The sequence below is a fragment of the Prolixibacter sp. NT017 genome (assembly GCF_009617875.1).
Taxonomy (GTDB): domain Bacteria; phylum Bacteroidota; class Bacteroidia; order Bacteroidales; family Prolixibacteraceae; genus Prolixibacter.
In genome coordinates this window covers 2,179,782-2,199,058 of sequence record NZ_BLAV01000001.1, presented here as the reverse complement: position 1 = coordinate 2,199,058, position 19,277 = coordinate 2,179,782, and the positions used below count along the sequence as shown (strand labels likewise).

Below are 19,277 nucleotides of genomic sequence, written 5' to 3'. Positions count from 1 at the left end.
ATTTAGATACTGCAAAACCAATAAATACCAAACGTCACAACCTATGAAATGGATACTTACGTTCCTGGTTTGGACCAGTTTATGTATAACTGGATTCGGTCAGGAAGTTGCCCTGAATGAGATTAATCCTTCCTTATTAAATCGGCCATGGAGTGCAGGTTGGATAAGTCATCCGACAGCTTCGCCAGTGGATTATGGCGTTTATCATTTCCGAAAGAGTTTCGATTTAGCCAATGTTCCCGGTAAGTTTATTGTAAATATTTCCGGCGATAACCGGTATCGCTTTTTTGTCAACGGAACCCCGGTTTGCGAAGGTCCATCGAGAGGAGACATCGAGCATTGGCGTTTCGAGTCGGTCGATATAGCTCCTTATCTCAGGAAAGGAAAAAATGTTTTGGCTGCCGAAGTCTGGAACTTTGCACTAAAAAGACCGGTAGCGCAGTTTTCGCTGATGACAGGATTCATCGTGCAGGGAAATTCTTCGAAAGAAGAGATGGTGAATACTAATTCATCGTGGAAAGTGATGCAGGATAAAGCGTATAGTCCGGGAGAAGATCCGGGAAGGTTGCTCCACGCGTATATTGTCGTTGGTCCGACCGATGTGGTTGACGGCTCCCAATATCCATGGGGTTGGGAGAACATTGACTATGACGATTCCGCGTGGAAACAGGCTAGCCAGATGAATAACGGTCAACCCAAAGGAATCGGAACGGAAACTTCCTGGACTTTGACTCCACGGGAAATTCCATTCATGGAAAAGAAACAGGAGCGCATGAAATCGGTGAGGAGAAGTGAGGGCATAAGTGTCCCGGATAATTGGCTTCAGGGAAAGGCACCTTTAACCATTCCGGCTAATCACAAAGTTTCGATTTTGATTGACAACGGTGTTTTGACGACGGCTTATCCTCAGTTATTTGTAACAAAGGGAAAAGGAGCGACTATCAAAGTCAGCTATGCCGAAGCACTCGTCGACGAAAATGGACAAAAGGGTAACCGCGACGATATTAAAGGGAAAAAGCTGCTGGGATATACCGATGTTTTTCTTCCCGATGGCGGAACGAATCGCATGTTCCGGCCGTTATGGTTTCGGACTTACCGCTACATCCGGATGGATATTCAAACAGGCGACAAACCGCTGACCATTAACGATTATTACGGAATGTTTGCGGCCTATCCGCTGGTCGAAAAAGCAGCATTCGCTTCCAGTGATTCGACATTAAAACAAATTTGGAAAGTCGGTTGGCGAACAGCGCGTTTGTGTGCCAACGAAACCTATTTCGATTGTCCGTATTACGAACAATTGCAGTATGTGGGCGACACGAGGATACAAGCTCTGATTTCGTTGTATGTGTCGGGTGATGACCGGCTAATGCGCAAAGCGATTCAACTGTTTAACGATTCCCGCTTTTCAGAAGGCTTGACAAGAAGCCGTTACCCTTCATATTTGCCGCAAGTTATTCCACCGTACTCACTGTTTTGGGTCGATATGGTCAATGACTATCGGATGCTTCGCAACGATCCGGCTTTTGTTCGAAGCAATCTCTGGGGAGTCGAAAATGTAATGCATTGGTTTGAGCAGCGAATCGATCCGAAAACCGGTTTATTAGGGAAAGTCGAATATTGGAATTTTGTTGACTGGGCTAAAGAGTGGGGCTGGAGCAGAGAGTCGCAGATGGGAGGAATGCCGGCCGGTGGTTTTTCTGGCCAGAGTGCCATGTTGACGTTGCAGTTTGCCTACAGCGCACAACACGCTGCCAAAATTTTCAAGCAATTCAATGACACTTGCCTTTCTCAGAAATATCAGGAATTAGCGGATAACCTTGTGAAAGCAGTCCGCCAAAACTGTTGGGACGAATCTCGGGGATATTTTGCAGACACGCCGGAGAAGAAAGAGTTCAGTATGCATACCAACATCTTTGCTGTGCTGACCGGTGTGATTGAAAAAGGCGATGCGAATAGCTTTACTCGAAAGTTGATGAGCGACACTTCGCTGATTCAGCCGACGATGTATTTCCGGTTTTATCTGACGAAGGCGATGAAGAAAGCAGGTTTGGCTGATGAATACCTGAATACGCTTGGTTTGTGGCGTGACATGTTAGCAAAAGGATTAACCACCTTTGCAGAGAAGCCCGATCCGACGCGCTCCGACTGTCACGCATGGAGCGCCAGTCCTGATTACGATTTGCTGGCGACGGTCGCTGGTATCGAGCCAGCTTCTCCCGGCTTTCAAACAGTGAAAATAGAGCCGGCGTTGGGCCCATTGCAGTTTGTCAAAGGTAAATTCCCTCATCCGGACGGAATGATTGAATTTAATTTGCATAGGAAGGGGAAAGAAGGAATTACCGGACAGATTGTTCTGCCGGCAAACCTTACCGGTTTTTTCCGTTGGAACGGAAAAGAAATAAAGTTGCATTCAGGAAGTCAGGAGATCAATCTGTAAGAATTAGCAGATCAGAAAGAGTAGTAGACAGCAAGGTTCACGGCATTAATTCGGGGATTGTAGCCGGAGTATTCGTAGATTATCTCTGCATCGATGCCGAGCCAACGTTGCTTTATCTGAACGAGGTCGAGGTGAAATCCGCCACTGAAGCCGGGGCGCAATTTGGTCGATTCTTCGAGATAGTCACTGGTTCGTTGCATCAAATCATTTTCGTTAGTCGAATGGAATTTGGAGAAGAGCACTTCGGCCAGAATACCTGTCTGCAAATGCAAGCGCGATAATTTTCCCGGTAGGGGAGTAACAACCAGATTGACGCGTGGCACCACCCGAAGGTCTTTGCTATCAAAGGTTGAACGCCAGTATGTCGTTACATTTTTCCAAGTCGAATGTCGGTAAGAAAGCCAGATGCCGGGTGATATTCCTATCACTGTACTGATCTCCCGCGTGTAATCGGCCATCAGGTAAGGGCCGCGGCGGTCGATACTCCGCTCGAACAATACACCGGCACCTATCCTGAACCTATTTCTTCCCTCTGGAGTTGTTTGAGCACTCAATCTTGCCGAAAATATGATTAAGATGATGGTTGTCAGATAAATGGTTAGTTTCGAGCGATTCATAAGCTACAATTAAGCCAATTGATCAAAAAGTAATCCGGATTAAAAATAACGAAATCGTTGAAATTACCTGCTAAGCAAACAAAACAAGGCCTAAACCGTTATAGATCGATAGAGAAAAGAGTAAGATAGTGTCTTCACAAATCAATTGAAATTAAACTGTAAACACATGAAAAAGTTATTTCTTTTATCTGCATTATTCATTGCAGGACTAACCATGTCGGCTAATGCGCAGGTTGTAAAGGACCATGCAATTGGTTTGCGTTTTGGAGGCGGAAATGGTTTTGGCACTGAAGTGTCCTACCAGCACGGTTTATCTAATTTGAATCGACTGGAATTTGATTTGGGTTTGATTTCGCACAGCGATTACACAGCCTGGGGACTCACCGGAATTTATCAGTGGGTATGGCCTTTGGGCGATGGTTTCAACTGGTATGTTGGTCCGGGTGTTAAAGTTGGCTCGTGGGATTACAAAAACAGTTATACCGGAAGCGGTAGCAGTGGATTTTATCTGGCTGCAGCCGGAAATGTCGGAATTGAATATGCATGGCCGTTTGGCTTGCAACTTGGATTGGATATGAGACCGGAACTGGGATTGGTAAATCATGGCGATAATTTTGATTTTAACCTGGGACTTGGAGTCCGTTACCAGTTCTGACGTTGTAGAAAATAATAGCATGACAAAAGAGAGAGATGCCGTTTTAAACAGCATCTCTCTTTTTTATTTCATCCAGTGTTTTCAGGAATTTTCAATCATATAAATCAACTCCTTCACAATATTATCGGTTCCTTCGGCTATTTGCGCAATCGTTGCATCGAGCATGTAGCAGGGCGTTGTGACCAGTTTGTACTTTTCGTCGATAATGATTTCCCCGTGGTCGGTGATGTGGTGGGCACCTCCCATTTTACTGATAGCTTCAGCGGTTTCCTGGTCTTCGCCAATCGTAACGTCAACCTCGGGTAGGACACGTGCCATCAAAACCGGAGAGATACACAATGCTCCGATAGCGAGGCCTTCGTCGACAGAAGCTTTGATGACTTTTTCAACTTCCGGATCCACACTACACTCCGGACCATCGAATGCAAAAGTGCAAAGGTTCTTGGCTACTCCGAATCCTCCGGGAAAAACAATCGCGTCGAAATCGTCGGGAGAGAACTCCGTTAGTGGTTTGATGTCGCCCCGGGCAATTCGTGCTGCTTCCACCAAAACATTGCGTTTTTCCGGCATTTTTTCACCGGTTAGGTGATTAACAACCTGGGCTTGTTGCTTATCCGGAGCAAAACATTGATAGGTCCCGCCGGCTTTGGCAATGGAAAGCATCGTCAACGTGGATTCATGGATTTCGGCACCATCAAACACCCCGGAACCGGCTAGAACTACCGCAAACCTTTTTGTCTTCATTGAATATAGATTCTGGTTTTTCAGTAAAGTTAGTCTATCAGGGCTAAGTATGAAAGAGATATGGCTTACAAACGGCGGTTTCTGGTTTCATCTTTTCTTCTTATTTGTATAATTATGTGGGTTTACGGGTATAAACAAACAAATTTAACCCGGATGTATTTCTTGCATCGAACATTTTAATCTAATTTCGGTTTATCTAGTGGTACTTTGAAGTATCATAAAAAATAATGAATTAAAGAATGTTCCCGGTTTAATAGGGATCGTGTGAAAATCAAAATAATCAATACACATGAAAGAGAACGCTGAGAAAGTAACGTTTGCCGGAAATCCGGTGACACTTGTAGGAGATGAAATAAAAGTTGGACAGAAAGCTCCTGAATTTACCGTTGTCGGAGCCGATTTAAGTCCGGTTAAATTAAGTGATTATGCAGGGAAAGTGGTGGTAATCGCCGTTTATCCTTCCATCGATACCGGTGTTTGTGCCGCACAAAATCGTCGTTTCAACGCCGAAGCAGACAAGTTGGGTGATGCGGTTGTTCTGTCGGTATCCTGCGATTTACCTTTTGCTCAGAAGCGCTTTTGCGGAGCAGAAGGATTAGATAATATCGTAACCCTGTCGGATCACCGCGATACAGACTTTGGTCTGAAATACGGATATCTGATCAAGGAACTGCGTTTGCTGGCCCGTGGAACAGTTATTATTGACAAAGACGGAACCGTTAAATACGTAGAATTCGTTTCGGAAATTACGAATGAACCCGATTATGATGCAGCTCTGAATGTGGTGAAAGAACTACTTTAATTGCTGAATTGATAAGAGATAAAAGCTGGTTGGGCATGAAGAAAAAACTTCAGCCAACCAGCTTTTTTATACCTGTTGTTACTTCTTTGCTACACCTATTCCTGGTATTTCATCGGAAAGAGCATAAACCGGTTCCAAAAATTCGGGACCTCCGATAAATGGGTCCTGTGCCGGTTCTAAATGCGGGTCCAGATCAACAAATCGAAAGCCGCCAAGCCCGGCAGCCAAATGTACTGCACATCCCAGTCCCAGCCGCGATTCAATCATACAGCCAATCATTAGTTCCATATTGGCACTTCGAGCAATTGCGGCAATATCCAACGCCTCTACGATTCCTGATTTCATCAGTTTGATGTTAATCAGGTCGGCGCATCCGGCCCGCACCACTCTAATCGCATCGGCTGCCGTAAAGACCGATTCGTCTGCAGCAATTGGAACTGAGGTGTGGTCCTTGACGAACTTCATCCCACGCAAATCATCCTTCCTCACTGGTTGTTCGAATAGCTCCGGTCGAATATCGTTCTTTTTCAATTCGCCAAGAAAGTAAACTGCATCGGCCGGAGAATATCCCTGGTTGGCATCCAGCATGAGGCGGCAGTTCGGGGCACCGTCTTTTATCGCCAGTAACCGGTCGATATCTTCTACCAGGTTTTTACCAACTTTCGTTTTTAGCGTATTGTATCCTTTGCCGGCGAGTTTGGCAGCATTTTTCCGGGCCGTTTCCGGCGAAACGATATCGATAGTATAGTCGGTTTCAATTTTGTTTTCGGCTTTGCCCAGAAAAGTATACAGCGGCGTATTCAGTGATTTGGTAAAAGCATCGATTAAAGCCATTTCGATGGCGCTGCGAGCTGTTACCTGGACGCCATACACACTTTTCAGGTGTTTCGATATTTGCCGGAAATCGGCCACATCTTTCCCGATAAGGAAGTTTTGACAACTGTTGAGCGTGGCCAGCGCAGTAGCCTGGTTTTCTCCGTTTACCGGTTCCAGTGGAGCCGCTTCTCCATAACCTTCCATGCCGTTTTCGAGGCGGACGATGATGAGCACATTTTCCATTTCGTATTTCACTCCGGTAGCTATTGTAAAAGGTGCATCCAGCGGGATGTTGATGGTTTCGATGAAAACCTCTTTGATCGTCGTGGGTGTCATATTTTTTCTCTCCATTCTTTTAATGTGTGTAAAAGATGATGAATTTGTTCTCCGGTATGCGTGCTCGATATGGTAATTCGCACAATGAACTGGCTTGTTTTTACCGGGTAATCAACCGCAGGGGCAACAATTCCGTTTTCTTCGAGGTATTGAGATAAAGTATTCGCAGTTTGCTTTTCGCTGAAATAAAGAGGAATAATAGGCGTTATTCCTTTCGTTGTCGAAAACGCCAGTTCTTCAATTCCCTTGCGGAGAATTCTGGTATTTTCCATCAAACGGGTTCGCAGTTCCGGGCGACTCATGATTTGCTTTATTGAAGATAACCCTGCGGCAACGACAGGTGGTGGCAAGGCGGTAGAAGCGCCGTAGAAAGTTGATTTCTTCCGGATGTTGTCACTGAGGTCTTTGCTACCGGAAATAAAACCGCCATAAGAGCCTATCGCTTTGCTCATCGTTTCACTTTGAAACAAGCCAGGCGCAGAATCCAAATGAAAGTGCTCAGGGGTACCCCTGCCATTTTTGCCAAGAACGCCGGTCGCATGAGCATCATCTACAATCAGCAGCGCTCCGTACTTTTGCGCCAGCGAATAGAGTTGGTCGACAGGAGCGATTTCTCCCGTAAGGGCAAATACACCGTCGGTTATAATCAAGGACTTCTTTTTCGACGAAGATTTCAATAATTTCTCCAGGTGGTTGGGATTGGCATGCTCATAATATTCCACACATGAGACGTCTCGTGGAATACCGTCTGTGATGCTGGAATGAGCCATCGAATCGACGAAGATGGAATCGTAACGTTCCCTCAGCACATGAAGCAGAATTTTATTTCCCATGTATCCGGAGGCAAATACTACCGCATCTTGCCGAGATTTGAATTCAGCCAGCGTTTTTTCCAGTTCCAGGTGAATATCCGACGTGCCGGTCGTTTGCCGGGAAGCGGCGAAGTTTACCCCATATTTTTTGAGAGCATCAATTGCGTCATTTACCAGTGTCGGATCATTGGCAAGTCCCAGGTAATTGTTTCCGGCAAAATATGACAACGTCCTGTCATTTAACCTGATCGTTTGACCAACTCCGCCGTTTAAAATATTCATGTGTCGAATTTTAGATGTAATACGATGACCGGAAAACAATTCAGTTTGCACTGGTATGAATGTAAGTTATCATACCAATATGATGAAGTCAAATATAGGAAAAAGAAGCCAACATCTTAGTGTAATGCAGGTTTTCTTACCAGGAAGCAGCTCTTTTCCTGAGCAGGAACAAAAGAAGTAAGAAAGATTACTTTTCCAGTAAATCGCGGATAACGATCGAACCGATAAAACAACCAAATGCGGGTGGCATGTAAGAGATAGTTCCGACAGTCGATTTCTTGTTCTGCGATTCCTCGATGATGAGCTTTGTTTTGTCGACGTCCTCGGGCGAAAACACGACTTTGATTCCTTTATTGATGTTTAGTTTTCGCAGTCTTTTGCGAATCATTTTGGCCAGGGCACAATTATACGATTTCGAGATATCGGCAACCCGAATTTGAGTCGGATCCAATTTACCGCCGGCACCCATGGAACTCACAACCTGAAACTGTCGTTCTTTTGCCAGGTGCAGTAAATGCACCTTTGGCGACAATGTATCGATGCAATCAACGACATAATCATACGGATGGGCATCGAGTACCTCTTCCATTCGTTCTTCTTTCAGGTACTCGTTGATAATTTCCAGTTCAACATCCGGATTAATGTCCCGAAAACGAATCCCCATAACTTCAGCTTTGGGCTTTCCTTCGTTGGAAACAAGCGCCGGTAGCTGACGATTCCGGTTGGTCATTTCCACAGAATCTCCATCCACAATGGTCATTCGCCCCACACCTGCACGGCAAATGGTTTCAGCAGCGTAAGCACCAACTCCACCTAATCCAACAACTAACACATGTGCTCTCTGTAGCTTTTCAATTCCAGAACTTCCAACGAGAAGCTCTGTCCGTTTGTACCATTTCATTTCAGGAAAAAATTATGCCCGGACAATGGGTCCGAAGATTTTTTTTAGGTTGCCAAAGATATGTATTTTCAAATCTTCGGGAGGCATATTATTAAGAAGAGCAACTTCGTTGTAAATCTCTCTGATATCGACGTTAGTATCATCGGTTTCAATGAACAGATTCTCTATCGGAATGATTTCAATCGACTCGCGAAGTTTAGCCCGGCGGTCGAGTAGGCGGGAGCCAATGGAAAAGATGAAATTCTTTTTTAAAAGTTGTTGCGTGGTTTGGAGATTGCCTGTATAACCGTGCAATATCCATGGAGTTGAGGTGTTTTTTTTTAATCGCATCACATCCTGCCAGCATCTTACACAGTGAATGATCAGAGGCTTTCCTATTTTTTCAGCCGCTTCGATGTGAAGTTGGAAAATCTCTTCCTGAATAGCAAGCGAAGTGTGAATGGAACGGTCGAGGCCAGTTTCACCAATGCCGACAATATATGGATTTCCGATGTTGCGCTCCAGCATTTCGCGCGCTTCGTCCGGCGTGAACAGATGGGCATGCCACGGGTGTATGCCTGCAGTTACAGGATAATTCAGCGATGGATTCTGCTCGAAGTCCTGTAAGAACAAGCTTTGCAGCTGAAATAGGTCTTCCTGTTCAACCGCGTCGTGTGTATGGATGTCGATATAGGGAACAGGCACAACTATGCTTTTTATCAAATGTAATGATTATTTTCGGATAGAATTAACCAGAAAAGTAGATTAGGGATGACTAAAATTGAAATTTCCGTTGATTTGAAATCGCGTGTACCTGAGATGGTTCTGGGATGCATTGAATGTGATGTACAAATCGAACCGTCGGGAGAGGAGCTGTTGAACAGGATGAAGGAAACGGAAAACAGGATTAAGGAGGACCTTCCATTAAACAAAATCAGTCAGAAGAGTGCGATTCAGGCATCACGAAAAGCTTACAAAGCATGCGGTAAAGACCCGGCACGTTACCGCCTTTCGGCCGAAGCTTTGACACGACGGGTTGTTCGTGGCCTGGGACTTTATCACATCAATAATATTGTCGATCTGGTTAACCAGATTTCACTCGAAACAGGCATATCCATCGGAGGTTACGATGCAGAAAAAATCGAAGGTGACATCCAAATGGGAATTGGAGAAAACAACGAACCGTATCAGGCAATTGGACGGGGAGAACTGAACATCGAATTTTTACCGGTTTTCCGTGATGAGGAATCGGCGTTTGGAAGTCCGACAAGCGATTCAGAGCGAACTTCAGTTACCGATGCAACCAGGCGTTTCCTGATGGTGATCATCGGCTTTTCAGGTAGGGAAGAAACTGAAAAAGCGATGGAACTAGCTGCTGAGCTATTGACTCGTTACGGCAAGGCTGAAAATCTCGAACGCTGGATTGTTCAATAAGGGTGTGCAAAGAAGATAAAAGGACTATTTTTGCGTGAAACAATATAGATAGACTAAAGCAAAAAAATGAAGAAACTTACCGCATTTATATTACGTCTCCTGGGATGGAAAGCGATGAGCGGAGTGGCTCCGGAATCGAAGTGTATTATTCTGGGAGCACCGCATACCTCAGCACTTGACTTCGTCATTTCGTGGCTCTACTATACCAGTGTGGGGGGAAAAGCTTATGTAATGGTGAAGAAGGAATTTTTCTTCTGGCCAGTGGGATACATTGTACGGTGGATGGGAGGTATTCCGGTTGACCGAAAAAAAGGGGCTAACGTTCTGAAGCAGGTTGTGGATGAATTTAAAACACGCGATTACCTTCATCTGGCGATTGCCCCCGAAGGAACCCGAAAGCCTACAGCGCGCTGGAAAGGCGGATTTCATACGATGGCCCGTTTGGCTGGTGTTCCGGTTTATTTGGGCTATTTTGATTGGGGCAAAAAAGAAATAGGCTTCAATGAAAAATTTGAACTATCCGATGACCTGAACGCCGATCTGAAACGGGTACGTCAGTGGTACAAGGACAAAGGTGTGCAGGGAAAACATCCGGAGATGTTTAATACCGGAGACGATTTGGAATAAAAAAAGCAGCTTATGAAAAACGGAAACGACCTTCGTATTACACTCATACAACCCAACCTTTACTGGGAATCGCCACAGGAAAACCGGAACCATTTAGAGGAAATGATCGATTCGATTGAGGGACCGACCGACCTGGTTGTCCTTCCGGAGATGTTCATCACCGGTTTTTCGATGAATGCCCTGACTTTGGCTGAACCGATGGATGGTGACACTATGCAATGGATGAAGAAGAAAGCTGCCGAATTGGATGCAGCGGTATGTGGAAGTGTTATCACGGAAGATGCCGGAGGTCGTTACAACCGTTTGCTGTTTGTTCAACCCGATGGAAGTTATGCCACTTACGATAAAAGGCATTTGTTCCTCATTGAGGGGGAAATAGGTGTTTTCGAACCGGGGAAAGAGCGGGTGATAGTTAATTTCAGAGGATGGCGAATTGCTTTGTACATATGTTACGATGTGCGGTTTCCCGTTTGGTCGCGTAACCGGAAAGATACCGATTTAGCCCTTTACGTAGCCAATTGGCCGGCTTCTCGGACGCAGGTGTGGAAAACACTGCTAAAAGCCCGCGCTATCGAAAACCAGATTTATGTGGCCGGTGTGAACCGGGTTGGCACTGACGGAAATGAAATTGATTACTGTGGCGATTCGCTGCTGGTAAATCCTCGGGGAGAAGTGATGCATCGACTGGAGAACCGGGAAGAAGTTGTTACAGACACATTATCAATGGAAAGCCTGGAAAACTTCCGGATAAAATTCCCGGTAGGAAATGATGCTGACGATTTTCGGTTGCTTTGATTTAGATAGAACTGGTTAGCAACAACCGGATAATAACGACCGAAATAAACGCCAGGGCAACAATCATCAGTGTTCCCAGCTGCTCAATGGTACGACGGTGAAGCATGATTTCGTTGGGAAGTAAAGTTACTTCTTCTCCGGTTAACGCGCCCAATGTCGCCCGGGACAGCTTGTAGAAAAAGAAATTAGGAATAAAGTACACCAAGCCGGGAACCAGCAGGAATATAGCTTTAAATTCAGCTGCATAATGATGCGCGAAGGCCGGAAAATCTGCAGGCAATTGAATAAAGCGACTCGAGTAAATGGCCACGGCCATATACATGCCTGTAAAAGCAAAGCCAATTATTGACAGAAATACGCCCCATTTTGCCGTCGCATGCAAATCGCGCAAAACATAATCGGCCTGTTGATAATCCTGAATTTCCATGAGAAATAATTTGGTTTAGAGGAATTAATCTAAACTTACAGAAACGCAGGGTAATAGTCAATATCACCTGCTCAAAAAACGCACGTTATCAACAGCTTGTTAACAAGTTTTTAACGAGATTTCAACGAACGATCGCTGGCGAACACCACACAATGATCTTCGCTGAATTTTTATATAAATTCCTTCCTTTTGTTTTTCCGAAATCTGCTGAATGATTTGAGGTTGAAGTAGGAGAGTTTGCACTTAAAACGATTCGTAGCCCAAAATATTTTTGAGATGGCTGTTTTCTCTTCGCAGTATACTTCTACTTATAAAAACTAATCATTTAGTTGCAAAACTAAAATATTAGTTTTACTATTGTGAATAGATTTCCATGCGCAGGAAACAGGTTATAGAAAAAATCGAAAAACTGGATAATATGAAAAAGGAAAAGAGATGGGGCATACCGCCCTGATTTTTTTATCTCGACTAACTAAAAAAATAGTTTGAAATAAATAACGACTTCGGTACCTTTAGCCGAAGGAATAAATGTTATTGAATAATAGTCAACTTACAATGAAAGAACTGACAAGAGCAGAAGAACAGGTGATGCAACTACTGTGGGATATGGACAAGGCGTTCGTACGCGATATCATCGACGAAATGCCGGATCCTAAACCAGCCTACAATACCGTTTCCACCATCGTCAGGATACTGGAGAAAAAGGGTTTTGTCGATCACAAGGCATACGGTAAATCGCACCAGTATTTTCCCATCGTCAGTAAAAAGGAGTACACCCGTTCGTTTGGGAAGCGTTTTATGCGGAACTATTTCGATGGTTCATTCAAGGAGATGGTTTCCTTTTTTGCCCGGGAGGACAAACTGGATATTCACGACCTGGATGACTTGCTGGAAGAAGTCCGGCGCGAGATAGATAACAATGATGAAAAGACATCATGAAGTAATAAATGATTGACAACTGACTTTAACTACTATGAATACGTATATTAACTTCATAACAGAATCGGGAATAAGCCTCGGCTTACTTACCCTTGTCTATTTCTTTTTTCTCCGCAAAGAGACGTTTTTCCGGTTAAACCGCGTGTATCTTATCGTATCAGCTATCTTTTCCGGTATACTTCCATTGCTTCACATTCCGGTATTCCTGAATTCGGCATCGTCCAATCTGGCATTAATTGCCAGTGGACCGCGCGTACTCGAAGCCGTAGATGTGTACGGTGGAGCCGGAACCGATACATCCGGGATATTTCTTTCATTGCCTCTCATCGGTCTGATATATTTTAGTGGCATTCTCTTTTTCACGCTGCGTTTTACCTGGAAGCTGGGCCAGATGGTCTTGTTGGTTCGCAGTGGCGAAAAACGCAAATACAAGGGCCTGACCATTGTCCGTCTGGGATTTGAAACATCAGCTTTTTCGTTTTTTCGCTGGCTTTTTGTTGGCCGCGATTTCAAATTCGGAACTGAGGAAAGCAATCATATCCTGAAACACGAGATGGTGCATATCCGGCAACGGCATTCCGTCGATGTTTTATTACTCGAATTGGTCGTTCTGGTACAATGGTTTAATCCATTCATCTGGTATTTGCGCCGAGCTGTTAGGGAAAACCACGAATTTCTGGCCGATGCGCTGGTGGTTAACAAGGGCATTTCGCCTGTACGTTACAAAGCCATGCTGATTGAACAGGTGACCGGCATTCAGCTTCAGGTTGCCAATAACTTCAATTATTCCTTACTAAAAAGCAGAATGAAGATGATTTCAAAAATAAAGTCCCCTCGTTGGGCCGGATATAAATACTTAATTGGATTAATGACCATGCTGTTGCTGGTTGTGGTTTTTGCTTGCGAAAAAACGTCAGAGCCATCCACTGAGCAAGTTGCTATAAAATCGGCGAAAGTTGATAGCCAGCCGTTGATGATATTGGACGAAGTTACAGTTACAAAAGCTGTGATGGATACTCTGAATCCAAAATCAATTTCTCATATTGATGTGGTCAAGAGCAAAGAATCTTTGACTCCATACGCAAAAAAATACGGTCAGGATCGGGTGAAAGATGGTGTTATCCTTATTTATACAAAAGGTTTTTTGAATGAACCCACTGAAACCGCTGTAGAGAAAAATGCCAGTATAACCGGGCAAAATGCCAGTGATAATAATGCAGAATACAAGGGAGATCCTGTATTCTTCATCGTAGACAAAATGCCTGAATTTCCCGGTGGTGATTTGGCACTTAGAAAATATATTGCTGCCAATATTCACTATCCGAAAGATGCTCAGGAGAAAGGAGTTCAAGGCAAGGTTTACGTCAACTTCATCGTTACCAAAACAGGAGCTGTGGGAGGAGCAAAGATCGCTCGTGGCATTTCTCCTTCGCTGGATGCTGAAGCATTGCGGGTTGTAAACAATTTGCCCCAATGGACACCCGGAACCCAAAGAGGAGAACCCGTGAACGTACAGTTCACAGTGCCAATCAATTTTGTATTACAGTGAATAGCCGGGCATCCCATACCCGAATTTAGGGTGGTGGTATCGCAATTTCACTTGCGTTGAAAAACAGTTGAATAAGATAAGAGGAGATGCCGGAGCGATTAGTTGATCAACGGCATCTCTTTTTTCTTTAAATCCCCCGATATGAATGAGAAACTGAAACAAGCAGCTTTGTGTCTTATTTTTCTCCTTGCTTTTTACCTACCGGCTACAGGACAAAATGACGACCTGGCTTATCTCCTTTATCAGGGAAAAACAGAACAGGTGATTAACCGCTTACAGCCAAAGCTTGAGGCGGGAAAGTTGGCTCCGGAGTCATTGCTTTTGTTGGCGCAAGCCTACCAGAAAGAAAAGCGATATAGCGACGTTTTAGACGTTTTGAAGAAGGGACCGGAAACTGTTCAATCTTTATCGTTGCAGGCCGAAGCCTATAGTATGCTCGGAAATCTTCCGGCAGCGGTTACCGTTTACACAAAAATGCTCACGACCGATCCTGACAACAGCGAAGCTCAGGTGGATTTAGGAAAACTCTACCTGCAACTCGATCGTGATTTGGATGCATTATACATATTCAAAGATTTAGCGACCCGCGATTCGACAAACTTTCTTTTTCGCCGGCTGTATGCATTAAGCTGTTACCGGACTGACCGGATTACGGATGCCGTTGACAACTATAAGTGGGTTATTGAGAAAAATCCCGATGATCTGGCTTCCTTGTTGAATTTAGTCAATATTCTGCAACAGCATAAGTTTTATGGGCCTGCCATTGATTACATTGAGAATGCGCTGGAACATTTCCCGGATAATCTTCTTTTGAAGAAGAAAGCAGGAGAGCTGAATTTTTTGGCAAAGAATTACGAAAAAGCGGTAGACTACTACCAGTATGTATTGCCCGCTGATTCTTCCTATATCGTGAAAAAGTATTATGGCATTAGCCTGTTTTTCGAGCGAAAAGAAGATCAGTCTTTAGAGCTTCTTCAAAGGTGTTACCAGAAAGTGAAAACCGACGACATGGTGGCCTTTTACATCGGGTTATGCCTAAAGAGAAAAGCCGAATACAAACAGAGCGCCCATTTCCTGGAAACAGCCATCAAACTGGCCACGCCCGGCTACCTGTCGGATTTTTATCATCATTTGGCCGATGTGTACGACCGCGACCGGCGTTTTCAGGATGCTATTGATGGTTATAAGAAGGCACTCGAATACGACTCAACGCGCACACTGGTATTGTTCGACATGGCTACCACGTATGAGGAGTTCAATAACAACAAAACCATTGCGTTAGGATATTACCAGGCATACCTCAAACGCATGGGCGATTCCGACAATCCCAATGTCGATTATGCTTTGAAGCGTATCCGGAGAATCAAAGAAGATCTTTTTATGGATCAGTAAGAAAGGGCTTTTGAAAAGTATTTTTCAGCTGGTAAAAAATTAGTAGCTTTCGAACAGCTGGCGGGGTGAAGGATTGGACAGACTCTTTCTTTCCCCCGTTTTAGTACACAGCGAATGCACAAACTAATCAAACCTTTTATTTCTATGAAAAAATCACTTGTTCTGATCGCCTTTGGTATCGGCCTGATCTTCGCCGGATGCCAGTCAACTCAAAAGAAGCAAACAAAGACCGAAAACGTCGAGGTTGAGGAAACTACCTGTGCCGGTCAAGCCGGATGTGCGTCTGATTGCCTTTCGAAACACGAAACCGAAGCCTTGAATACACTGACCGCTCAGGAGAAAGCCGATGGTTGGCAATTGCTCTTCGACGGAAAGACGTTGAATGGATGGAAAGGTTTTGCCGGCAACGATATTTCCCAGGGATGGGTGGTTCGTGATGGTAGCCTGATGTCGCTTGGGAAAGGCGGCGATATTGGTGGTGACATCATTACCGATAAGCAATACGAAAACTTCGAACTCAAGCTTGAATGGCGAATTTCTCACGGTGGCAATAGCGGTATTTTGTATGGTGTGATTGACGATCCAAAGTATGGCGCCGTGTATTATACCGGTCCCGAATACCAACTGCTCGATGATGTCGGTTTCCCGGAAAAAGTGGAAGAGTGGCAGCTGACCGGCGCTAATTACGGAATGTACACGGCTGATAAATCGAAAAAGAAACTGCAGATGGTTGGGGGTCCTGCTTTCAATACGGCCCGTATTATCGTGAACGGCAATCATGTGGAGCAGTGGCTGAATGGTGAGAAGGTAGTCGAGTTTGAGCGTTGGACCGATGATTGGAACAAACGCAAGAACGAAGGGAAATGGAAAGATTATCCGGATTACGGAATGGCGAAAGTCGGCCATATTTCTTTGCAGGATCACGGTAGTTACATCTGGTTCCGGAATATTAAAATCCGCGAACTTTAATCTGCTAATCAAACTAAACGTAAGATGAAAAAAATAGGAATACTACTGGCAGCGGTAGCGCTGTTCAGCGGATTTATGCTGCCTTCCAAAAGCATTTCTCTTTTCAACGGGAAAGACCTGACCGGATGGACGGTTTACGGAACCGAAAAATGGTATGTCGATAACGGCGAGCTGGTTTGCGAAAGCGGTCCCGATAAGGAATACGGTTACCTGGCCACCGATAAGCATTACAAGAATTTCGATTTGACGCTTCAGTTTTTGCAGGAGAGCAACGGCAACAGCGGCGTTTTTTTCCGGTCGACCATTGAAGGAACCAAGATAACCGGCTGGCAGTGCGAAGTTGCTCCTCCGGGACACGATACAGGTGGAATATACGAATCCTACGGACGTGGATGGCTGGAGAAAATTCCGGATGAAAAGGAAGATATTCTGAAAATGGGAGAGTGGAACACGTTGCGTTTGCGCGTGGTTGGCCCAACAGTGGAAACCTGGCTCAACGGAAAGAAAATGGTGAAACTGACAGATGAAAAAATCGGGAAAGCCAACGGTTCCATTGCGTTGCAGATTCACGCCGGTGGCGGAATCAAAGTGCGTTGGAAAAATATCGAATTAAAAGAACTACCATAAAAGAAAAGGGGCTGTTGAGGCCCCTTTCTTATTTTCTGGTTTCCCGGAAGGAAAACTTATTTCAAATCGCGGGTACTTTCCATCAGGAATTTAACACTGTCCTGGCAGAAGCCGTGTTTTTCCCGTTCGATGAATTCATAAATGATGCCGGTAAAGGGCGTGGGTTTGGTGAAAACCTGTGTCAGGCCTTCGCAGCGGATGGGCTCATCGGTTGTAAATTCCATCAGCCCCTTCTCCTTGAACTCTTTCATCTTAGCTTCCACCGATTCCACCTGGTAGGCGATGTGGTGAACGCCGCCAATTCCACCATTCTTCGAGGCTACCCACTCTTCAACCACCGAATGGTTTTGGCCGTCGGAAATGAAGATTTCGGGTGCCATATGGTATTCCAACCCATCACCTCCGGGAATATCCCAGGGGATGCCACTTTTCAATTTTTCGGGTGGCAGCAGCACCAGGCACTTGGCAGTCGAGCCATCGTCAAACTTAATTTCGAAACCGTCCGGTAATTCCGGATCGATTGTGTAACCGAATCCTTCCGTAAAGAATCGTGCTGTCTCAAAGCGGTCGCGAACGCGATAAGCAATGTGATCAATTCTCATGATAATGCTCTTTTTGTTTGCAAGGAAGTTACAAAATACAAAACCAGCATAACAGGGGATTTGTCAGGTATAGTGGATTTTTTTATCCGAAATAAAACCTCTCAAAGAATCCGGTACCCAAGAATAAAAGACAGTTTGCTGTATTTGGTATCCCAGGACATAGAGCTACTTAAAATATCGCGGTTCCCATAATACCGAAATTCAGAACTCAGTCGTTTGTATTGCGCACCTAAGCCTACGGTAAAACTATTTCCCGAAAGGATTTTGTAGAGGCGGTCCTGATTGGTATACGTAATGGTGGAATTGAACGGAATATCGACAACCATACCTCCCCGGAGGAAAAGAAACGACTTTTTGTTTAGTTGGAAGCTGTATTTTAAACCCATCGGTATTTCCAGCGATTTGTATTCAGCATCTACATCTCTCGGCAGGTAGTAGGTTCTTTCAATTACTTCGTGACCTGAATAATGTTGATAGGTCGGTTCCATGAAAATACTCCACTTATTATGACTAAATGGGAGGAGCATATTCAATTCCAGTCCAATCCGGTAGTTGAATTTGCTTCCAAAGTTCACATCAATCAGGTTCGTCTCGCGGCTGTCAATTGACATGGTTGCCATCTCAATGCCAGGTGTAATCGTCAGGGAGAAAAGTTTTTTCTTTTCCGATAGCGTATAATCGGTATAAGACTTGTTTACACACTCATTGTAATTACGGAAATAGTCGATCAGGTCTTTTGCCTTATATTGGATGGTTTTAATGATATTAATAGAAGTTTCAGGACACCTGACATTCTTCCATAGCTGTGCCGTAAAATCTCTGTTCCTGAAAATTCCTTTGTCACCGTTGATATATTCCTTGTAGATTAATTGCTCTATCGGCTTGCTTGACGTGCTGTAAAAATAACGGATAAGACTACTGTTTTCATAGTAGTAGAGCGATGCTTCTCCCTTAACCAGGATTTTTAAGAATACGGTATCGGTCTTTAATTCAGGTTCCCGTTTTCCGGATAATGTCGAAACATCGCCGGAGGAGTAATCGATATCGACGACAGCTCTTATATAGGCTACCTTATTATCAATTCCAAAAGCTTTGGTATTCTTTAAGTCTGCGATTTTCGTTTCATCATTCTCACCGACTCTATACTTCACTTCTGTAGGGTTATTCTTCCAATCATTGTCTTTAATGTAACAATTAATCCTTTGTTCATTGAGATTAATGAGATATCCTTTTTCGAATTTTGTTTGGCTGAAACTGCTTATTGAAATTGTGGTAAGCAAAAGAAAGACGATAGTTTTCATGGGTCATAGTTTTACGGGTTATGGGTTAGTTTTATTGATGAATGAGTAAAAAATTGTCATTCGATGATGCACTGATCTTGACTCGGTTTTTGCGGAAAATACGCAGATTTCAGTCGGTTCAAAAAGTATACTGTCTTAAAGCAACTAGTTTGAGATATGCGTAACGATTAAGTTCCATATTTTTGAGTAAAATAAAAATGACTTATGTCAAATTTTAGTCACCGGTTTTCC

The 19,277-nt window shown here is 44.3% G+C and carries 20 protein-coding genes; 11 read left to right on the top strand and 9 right to left on the bottom strand.

The features are described from left to right. Window positions 1-43: 43 nt before the first annotated feature. Entirely contained in the window at window positions 44-2,440 is a 2,397-nt protein-coding gene (locus tag GJU87_RS09200) for an alpha-L-rhamnosidase C-terminal domain-containing protein (protein WP_153639250.1), read from the top strand. A gap of 11 nt (window positions 2,441-2,451) precedes the next feature. Here GJU87_RS09200 and GJU87_RS09195 read toward each other — a convergent pair whose 3' ends face one another. Then, a complete protein-coding gene (locus GJU87_RS09195) occupies window positions 2,452-3,057 on the bottom strand; it encodes a hypothetical protein (RefSeq protein ID WP_153639249.1) in 606 nt (201 codons plus the stop codon). A 166-nt stretch (window positions 3,058-3,223) separates the two neighbouring features. On the opposite strand from GJU87_RS09195, the gene GJU87_RS09190 reads away from it, so the two are divergent. Continuing rightward, window positions 3,224-3,712, top strand: a complete 489-nt coding sequence (locus GJU87_RS09190) for a hypothetical protein (protein ID WP_106542656.1) — start codon at window positions 3,224-3,226, stop codon at window positions 3,710-3,712. Window positions 3,713-3,793: 81 nt separating this feature from the next. Here the strand turns inward: GJU87_RS09190 and elbB are convergent, their stop codons facing one another. Next, window positions 3,794-4,456 (bottom strand): isoprenoid biosynthesis glyoxalase ElbB, encoded by a 663-nt coding sequence (gene elbB / locus GJU87_RS09185; protein ID WP_153639248.1) that lies wholly within the window; start codon window positions 4,454-4,456, stop codon window positions 3,794-3,796. 289 nt (window positions 4,457-4,745) lie between these two features. On the opposite strand from elbB, the gene tpx reads away from it, so the two are divergent. Further along, window positions 4,746-5,258 (top strand): thiol peroxidase, encoded by a 513-nt coding sequence (gene tpx / locus GJU87_RS09180; RefSeq protein WP_153639247.1) that lies wholly within the window; start codon window positions 4,746-4,748, stop codon window positions 5,256-5,258. Window positions 5,259-5,336: 78 nt separating this feature from the next. On the opposite strand, the gene GJU87_RS09175 is transcribed toward tpx, so the two are convergent. The 4 genes from GJU87_RS09175 to GJU87_RS09160 all read right to left on the bottom strand — a co-directional run bounded on the left by GJU87_RS09175 (window position 5,337) and on the right by GJU87_RS09160 (window position 9,089). Beyond that, entirely contained in the window at window positions 5,337-6,425 is a 1,089-nt protein-coding gene (locus tag GJU87_RS09175; RefSeq protein ID WP_153639246.1) for a dipeptide epimerase, read from the bottom strand. After that, window positions 6,407-7,504, bottom strand: coding sequence for a pyridoxal phosphate-dependent aminotransferase family protein (locus tag GJU87_RS09170; protein WP_153639245.1), 1,098 nt, complete (start codon window positions 7,502-7,504; stop codon window positions 6,407-6,409). Before GJU87_RS09170 ends, GJU87_RS09175 begins: the two co-directional genes overlap by 19 nt. Before the next feature lie 187 nt (window positions 7,505-7,691). After that, window positions 7,692-8,405, bottom strand: coding sequence for a ThiF family adenylyltransferase (locus GJU87_RS09165; protein ID WP_153639244.1), 714 nt, complete (start codon window positions 8,403-8,405; stop codon window positions 7,692-7,694). A 12-nt stretch (window positions 8,406-8,417) separates the two neighbouring features. Then, window positions 8,418-9,089 (bottom strand): TatD family hydrolase, encoded by a 672-nt coding sequence (locus tag GJU87_RS09160; protein WP_194831485.1) that lies wholly within the window; start codon window positions 9,087-9,089, stop codon window positions 8,418-8,420. A 66-nt stretch (window positions 9,090-9,155) separates the two neighbouring features. Here GJU87_RS09160 and GJU87_RS09155 point away from each other — a divergent pair, with 66 nt between their 5' ends. The 3 genes from GJU87_RS09155 (at window position 9,156) to GJU87_RS09145 (ending at window position 11,240) form a co-directional block, all read left to right on the top strand. Beyond that, window positions 9,156-9,818, top strand: coding sequence for a B3/4 domain-containing protein (locus tag GJU87_RS09155; RefSeq protein ID WP_153639242.1), 663 nt, complete (start codon window positions 9,156-9,158; stop codon window positions 9,816-9,818). A 66-nt stretch (window positions 9,819-9,884) separates the two neighbouring features. Beyond that, window positions 9,885-10,445, top strand: coding sequence for a 1-acyl-sn-glycerol-3-phosphate acyltransferase (locus GJU87_RS09150; RefSeq protein ID WP_153639241.1), 561 nt, complete (start codon window positions 9,885-9,887; stop codon window positions 10,443-10,445). A gap of 12 nt (window positions 10,446-10,457) precedes the next feature. Further along, window positions 10,458-11,240, top strand: a complete 783-nt coding sequence (locus tag GJU87_RS09145) for an amidohydrolase (RefSeq protein WP_153639240.1) — start codon at window positions 10,458-10,460, stop codon at window positions 11,238-11,240. Between the two features lies 1 nt (window position 11,241). Here GJU87_RS09145 and GJU87_RS09140 read toward each other — a convergent pair whose 3' ends face one another. Next, the gene (locus tag GJU87_RS09140; RefSeq protein WP_153639239.1) at window positions 11,242-11,667 is read right to left on the bottom strand and encodes a hypothetical protein; all 426 of its coding nucleotides are present in this window, start codon (window positions 11,665-11,667) and stop codon (window positions 11,242-11,244) included. Between the two features lie 555 nt (window positions 11,668-12,222). On the opposite strand from GJU87_RS09140, the gene GJU87_RS09135 reads away from it, so the two are divergent. The 5 genes from GJU87_RS09135 to GJU87_RS21435 all read left to right on the top strand — a co-directional run bounded on the left by GJU87_RS09135 (window position 12,223) and on the right by GJU87_RS21435 (window position 17,143). Then, window positions 12,223-12,606 (top strand): BlaI/MecI/CopY family transcriptional regulator, encoded by a 384-nt coding sequence (locus GJU87_RS09135; RefSeq protein ID WP_153639238.1) that lies wholly within the window; start codon window positions 12,223-12,225, stop codon window positions 12,604-12,606. Between the two features lie 34 nt (window positions 12,607-12,640). Next, the gene (locus tag GJU87_RS09130) at window positions 12,641-14,155 is read left to right on the top strand and encodes a M56 family metallopeptidase (protein ID WP_153639237.1); all 1,515 of its coding nucleotides are present in this window, start codon (window positions 12,641-12,643) and stop codon (window positions 14,153-14,155) included. A gap of 141 nt (window positions 14,156-14,296) precedes the next feature. Next, window positions 14,297-15,547: a lipopolysaccharide assembly protein LapB gene (locus GJU87_RS09125; RefSeq protein WP_153639236.1), complete on the top strand. Its 1,251-nt coding sequence runs from the start codon at window positions 14,297-14,299 to the stop codon at window positions 15,545-15,547. A gap of 144 nt (window positions 15,548-15,691) precedes the next feature. Beyond that, window positions 15,692-16,516 carry a DUF1080 domain-containing protein gene (locus GJU87_RS21440; protein WP_228491926.1) on the top strand — a complete coding sequence of 275 codons (825 nt, stop codon included), beginning with the start codon at window positions 15,692-15,694 and terminating at the stop codon, window positions 16,514-16,516. 24 nt (window positions 16,517-16,540) lie between these two features. After that, window positions 16,541-17,143: a DUF1080 domain-containing protein gene (locus tag GJU87_RS21435; RefSeq protein ID WP_228491925.1), complete on the top strand. Its 603-nt coding sequence runs from the start codon at window positions 16,541-16,543 to the stop codon at window positions 17,141-17,143. A gap of 56 nt (window positions 17,144-17,199) precedes the next feature. Here the strand turns inward: GJU87_RS21435 and GJU87_RS09115 are convergent, their stop codons facing one another. Both GJU87_RS09115 and GJU87_RS09110 read right to left on the bottom strand, forming a co-directional pair. Continuing rightward, window positions 17,200-17,745: a VOC family protein gene (locus GJU87_RS09115; protein ID WP_106542672.1), complete on the bottom strand. Its 546-nt coding sequence runs from the start codon at window positions 17,743-17,745 to the stop codon at window positions 17,200-17,202. A gap of 101 nt (window positions 17,746-17,846) precedes the next feature. After that, window positions 17,847-18,896 carry an outer membrane beta-barrel protein gene (locus tag GJU87_RS09110; protein ID WP_153639235.1) on the bottom strand — a complete coding sequence of 350 codons (1,050 nt, stop codon included), beginning with the start codon at window positions 18,894-18,896 and terminating at the stop codon, window positions 17,847-17,849. Window positions 18,897-19,277 lie beyond the last annotated feature (381 nt).

What these genes read in the sequence shown, in the direction of transcription:
- GJU87_RS09200 (WP_153639250.1), top strand. Translation starts at nt 44, where the DNA reads ATGAAATGGATACTTACGTTCCTGGTTTGGACCAGTTTATGTATAACT.
- GJU87_RS09195 (WP_153639249.1), bottom strand. Translation starts at nt 3,057, where the DNA reads ATGAATCGCTCGAAACTAACCATTTATCTGACAACCATCATCTTAATC.
- GJU87_RS09190 (WP_106542656.1), top strand. Translation starts at nt 3,224, where the DNA reads ATGAAAAAGTTATTTCTTTTATCTGCATTATTCATTGCAGGACTAACC.
- elbB (WP_153639248.1), bottom strand. Translation starts at nt 4,456, where the DNA reads ATGAAGACAAAAAGGTTTGCGGTAGTTCTAGCCGGTTCCGGGGTGTTT.
- tpx (WP_153639247.1), top strand. Translation starts at nt 4,746, where the DNA reads ATGAAAGAGAACGCTGAGAAAGTAACGTTTGCCGGAAATCCGGTGACA.
- GJU87_RS09175 (WP_153639246.1), bottom strand. Translation starts at nt 6,425, where the DNA reads ATGGAGAGAAAAAATATGACACCCACGACGATCAAAGAGGTTTTCATC.
- GJU87_RS09170 (WP_153639245.1), bottom strand. Translation starts at nt 7,504, where the DNA reads ATGAATATTTTAAACGGCGGAGTTGGTCAAACGATCAGGTTAAATGAC.
- GJU87_RS09165 (WP_153639244.1), bottom strand. Translation starts at nt 8,405, where the DNA reads ATGAAATGGTACAAACGGACAGAGCTTCTCGTTGGAAGTTCTGGAATT.
- GJU87_RS09155 (WP_153639242.1), top strand. Translation starts at nt 9,156, where the DNA reads ATGACTAAAATTGAAATTTCCGTTGATTTGAAATCGCGTGTACCTGAG.
- GJU87_RS09150 (WP_153639241.1), top strand. Translation starts at nt 9,885, where the DNA reads ATGAAGAAACTTACCGCATTTATATTACGTCTCCTGGGATGGAAAGCG.
- GJU87_RS09145 (WP_153639240.1), top strand. Translation starts at nt 10,458, where the DNA reads ATGAAAAACGGAAACGACCTTCGTATTACACTCATACAACCCAACCTT.
- GJU87_RS09140 (WP_153639239.1), bottom strand. Translation starts at nt 11,667, where the DNA reads ATGGAAATTCAGGATTATCAACAGGCCGATTATGTTTTGCGCGATTTG.
- GJU87_RS09135 (WP_153639238.1), top strand. Translation starts at nt 12,223, where the DNA reads ATGAAAGAACTGACAAGAGCAGAAGAACAGGTGATGCAACTACTGTGG.
- GJU87_RS09130 (WP_153639237.1), top strand. Translation starts at nt 12,641, where the DNA reads ATGAATACGTATATTAACTTCATAACAGAATCGGGAATAAGCCTCGGC.
- GJU87_RS09125 (WP_153639236.1), top strand. Translation starts at nt 14,297, where the DNA reads ATGAATGAGAAACTGAAACAAGCAGCTTTGTGTCTTATTTTTCTCCTT.
- GJU87_RS21440 (WP_228491926.1), top strand. Translation starts at nt 15,692, where the DNA reads ATGAAAAAATCACTTGTTCTGATCGCCTTTGGTATCGGCCTGATCTTC.
- GJU87_RS21435 (WP_228491925.1), top strand. Translation starts at nt 16,541, where the DNA reads ATGAAAAAAATAGGAATACTACTGGCAGCGGTAGCGCTGTTCAGCGGA.
- GJU87_RS09115 (WP_106542672.1), bottom strand. Translation starts at nt 17,745, where the DNA reads ATGAGAATTGATCACATTGCTTATCGCGTTCGCGACCGCTTTGAGACA.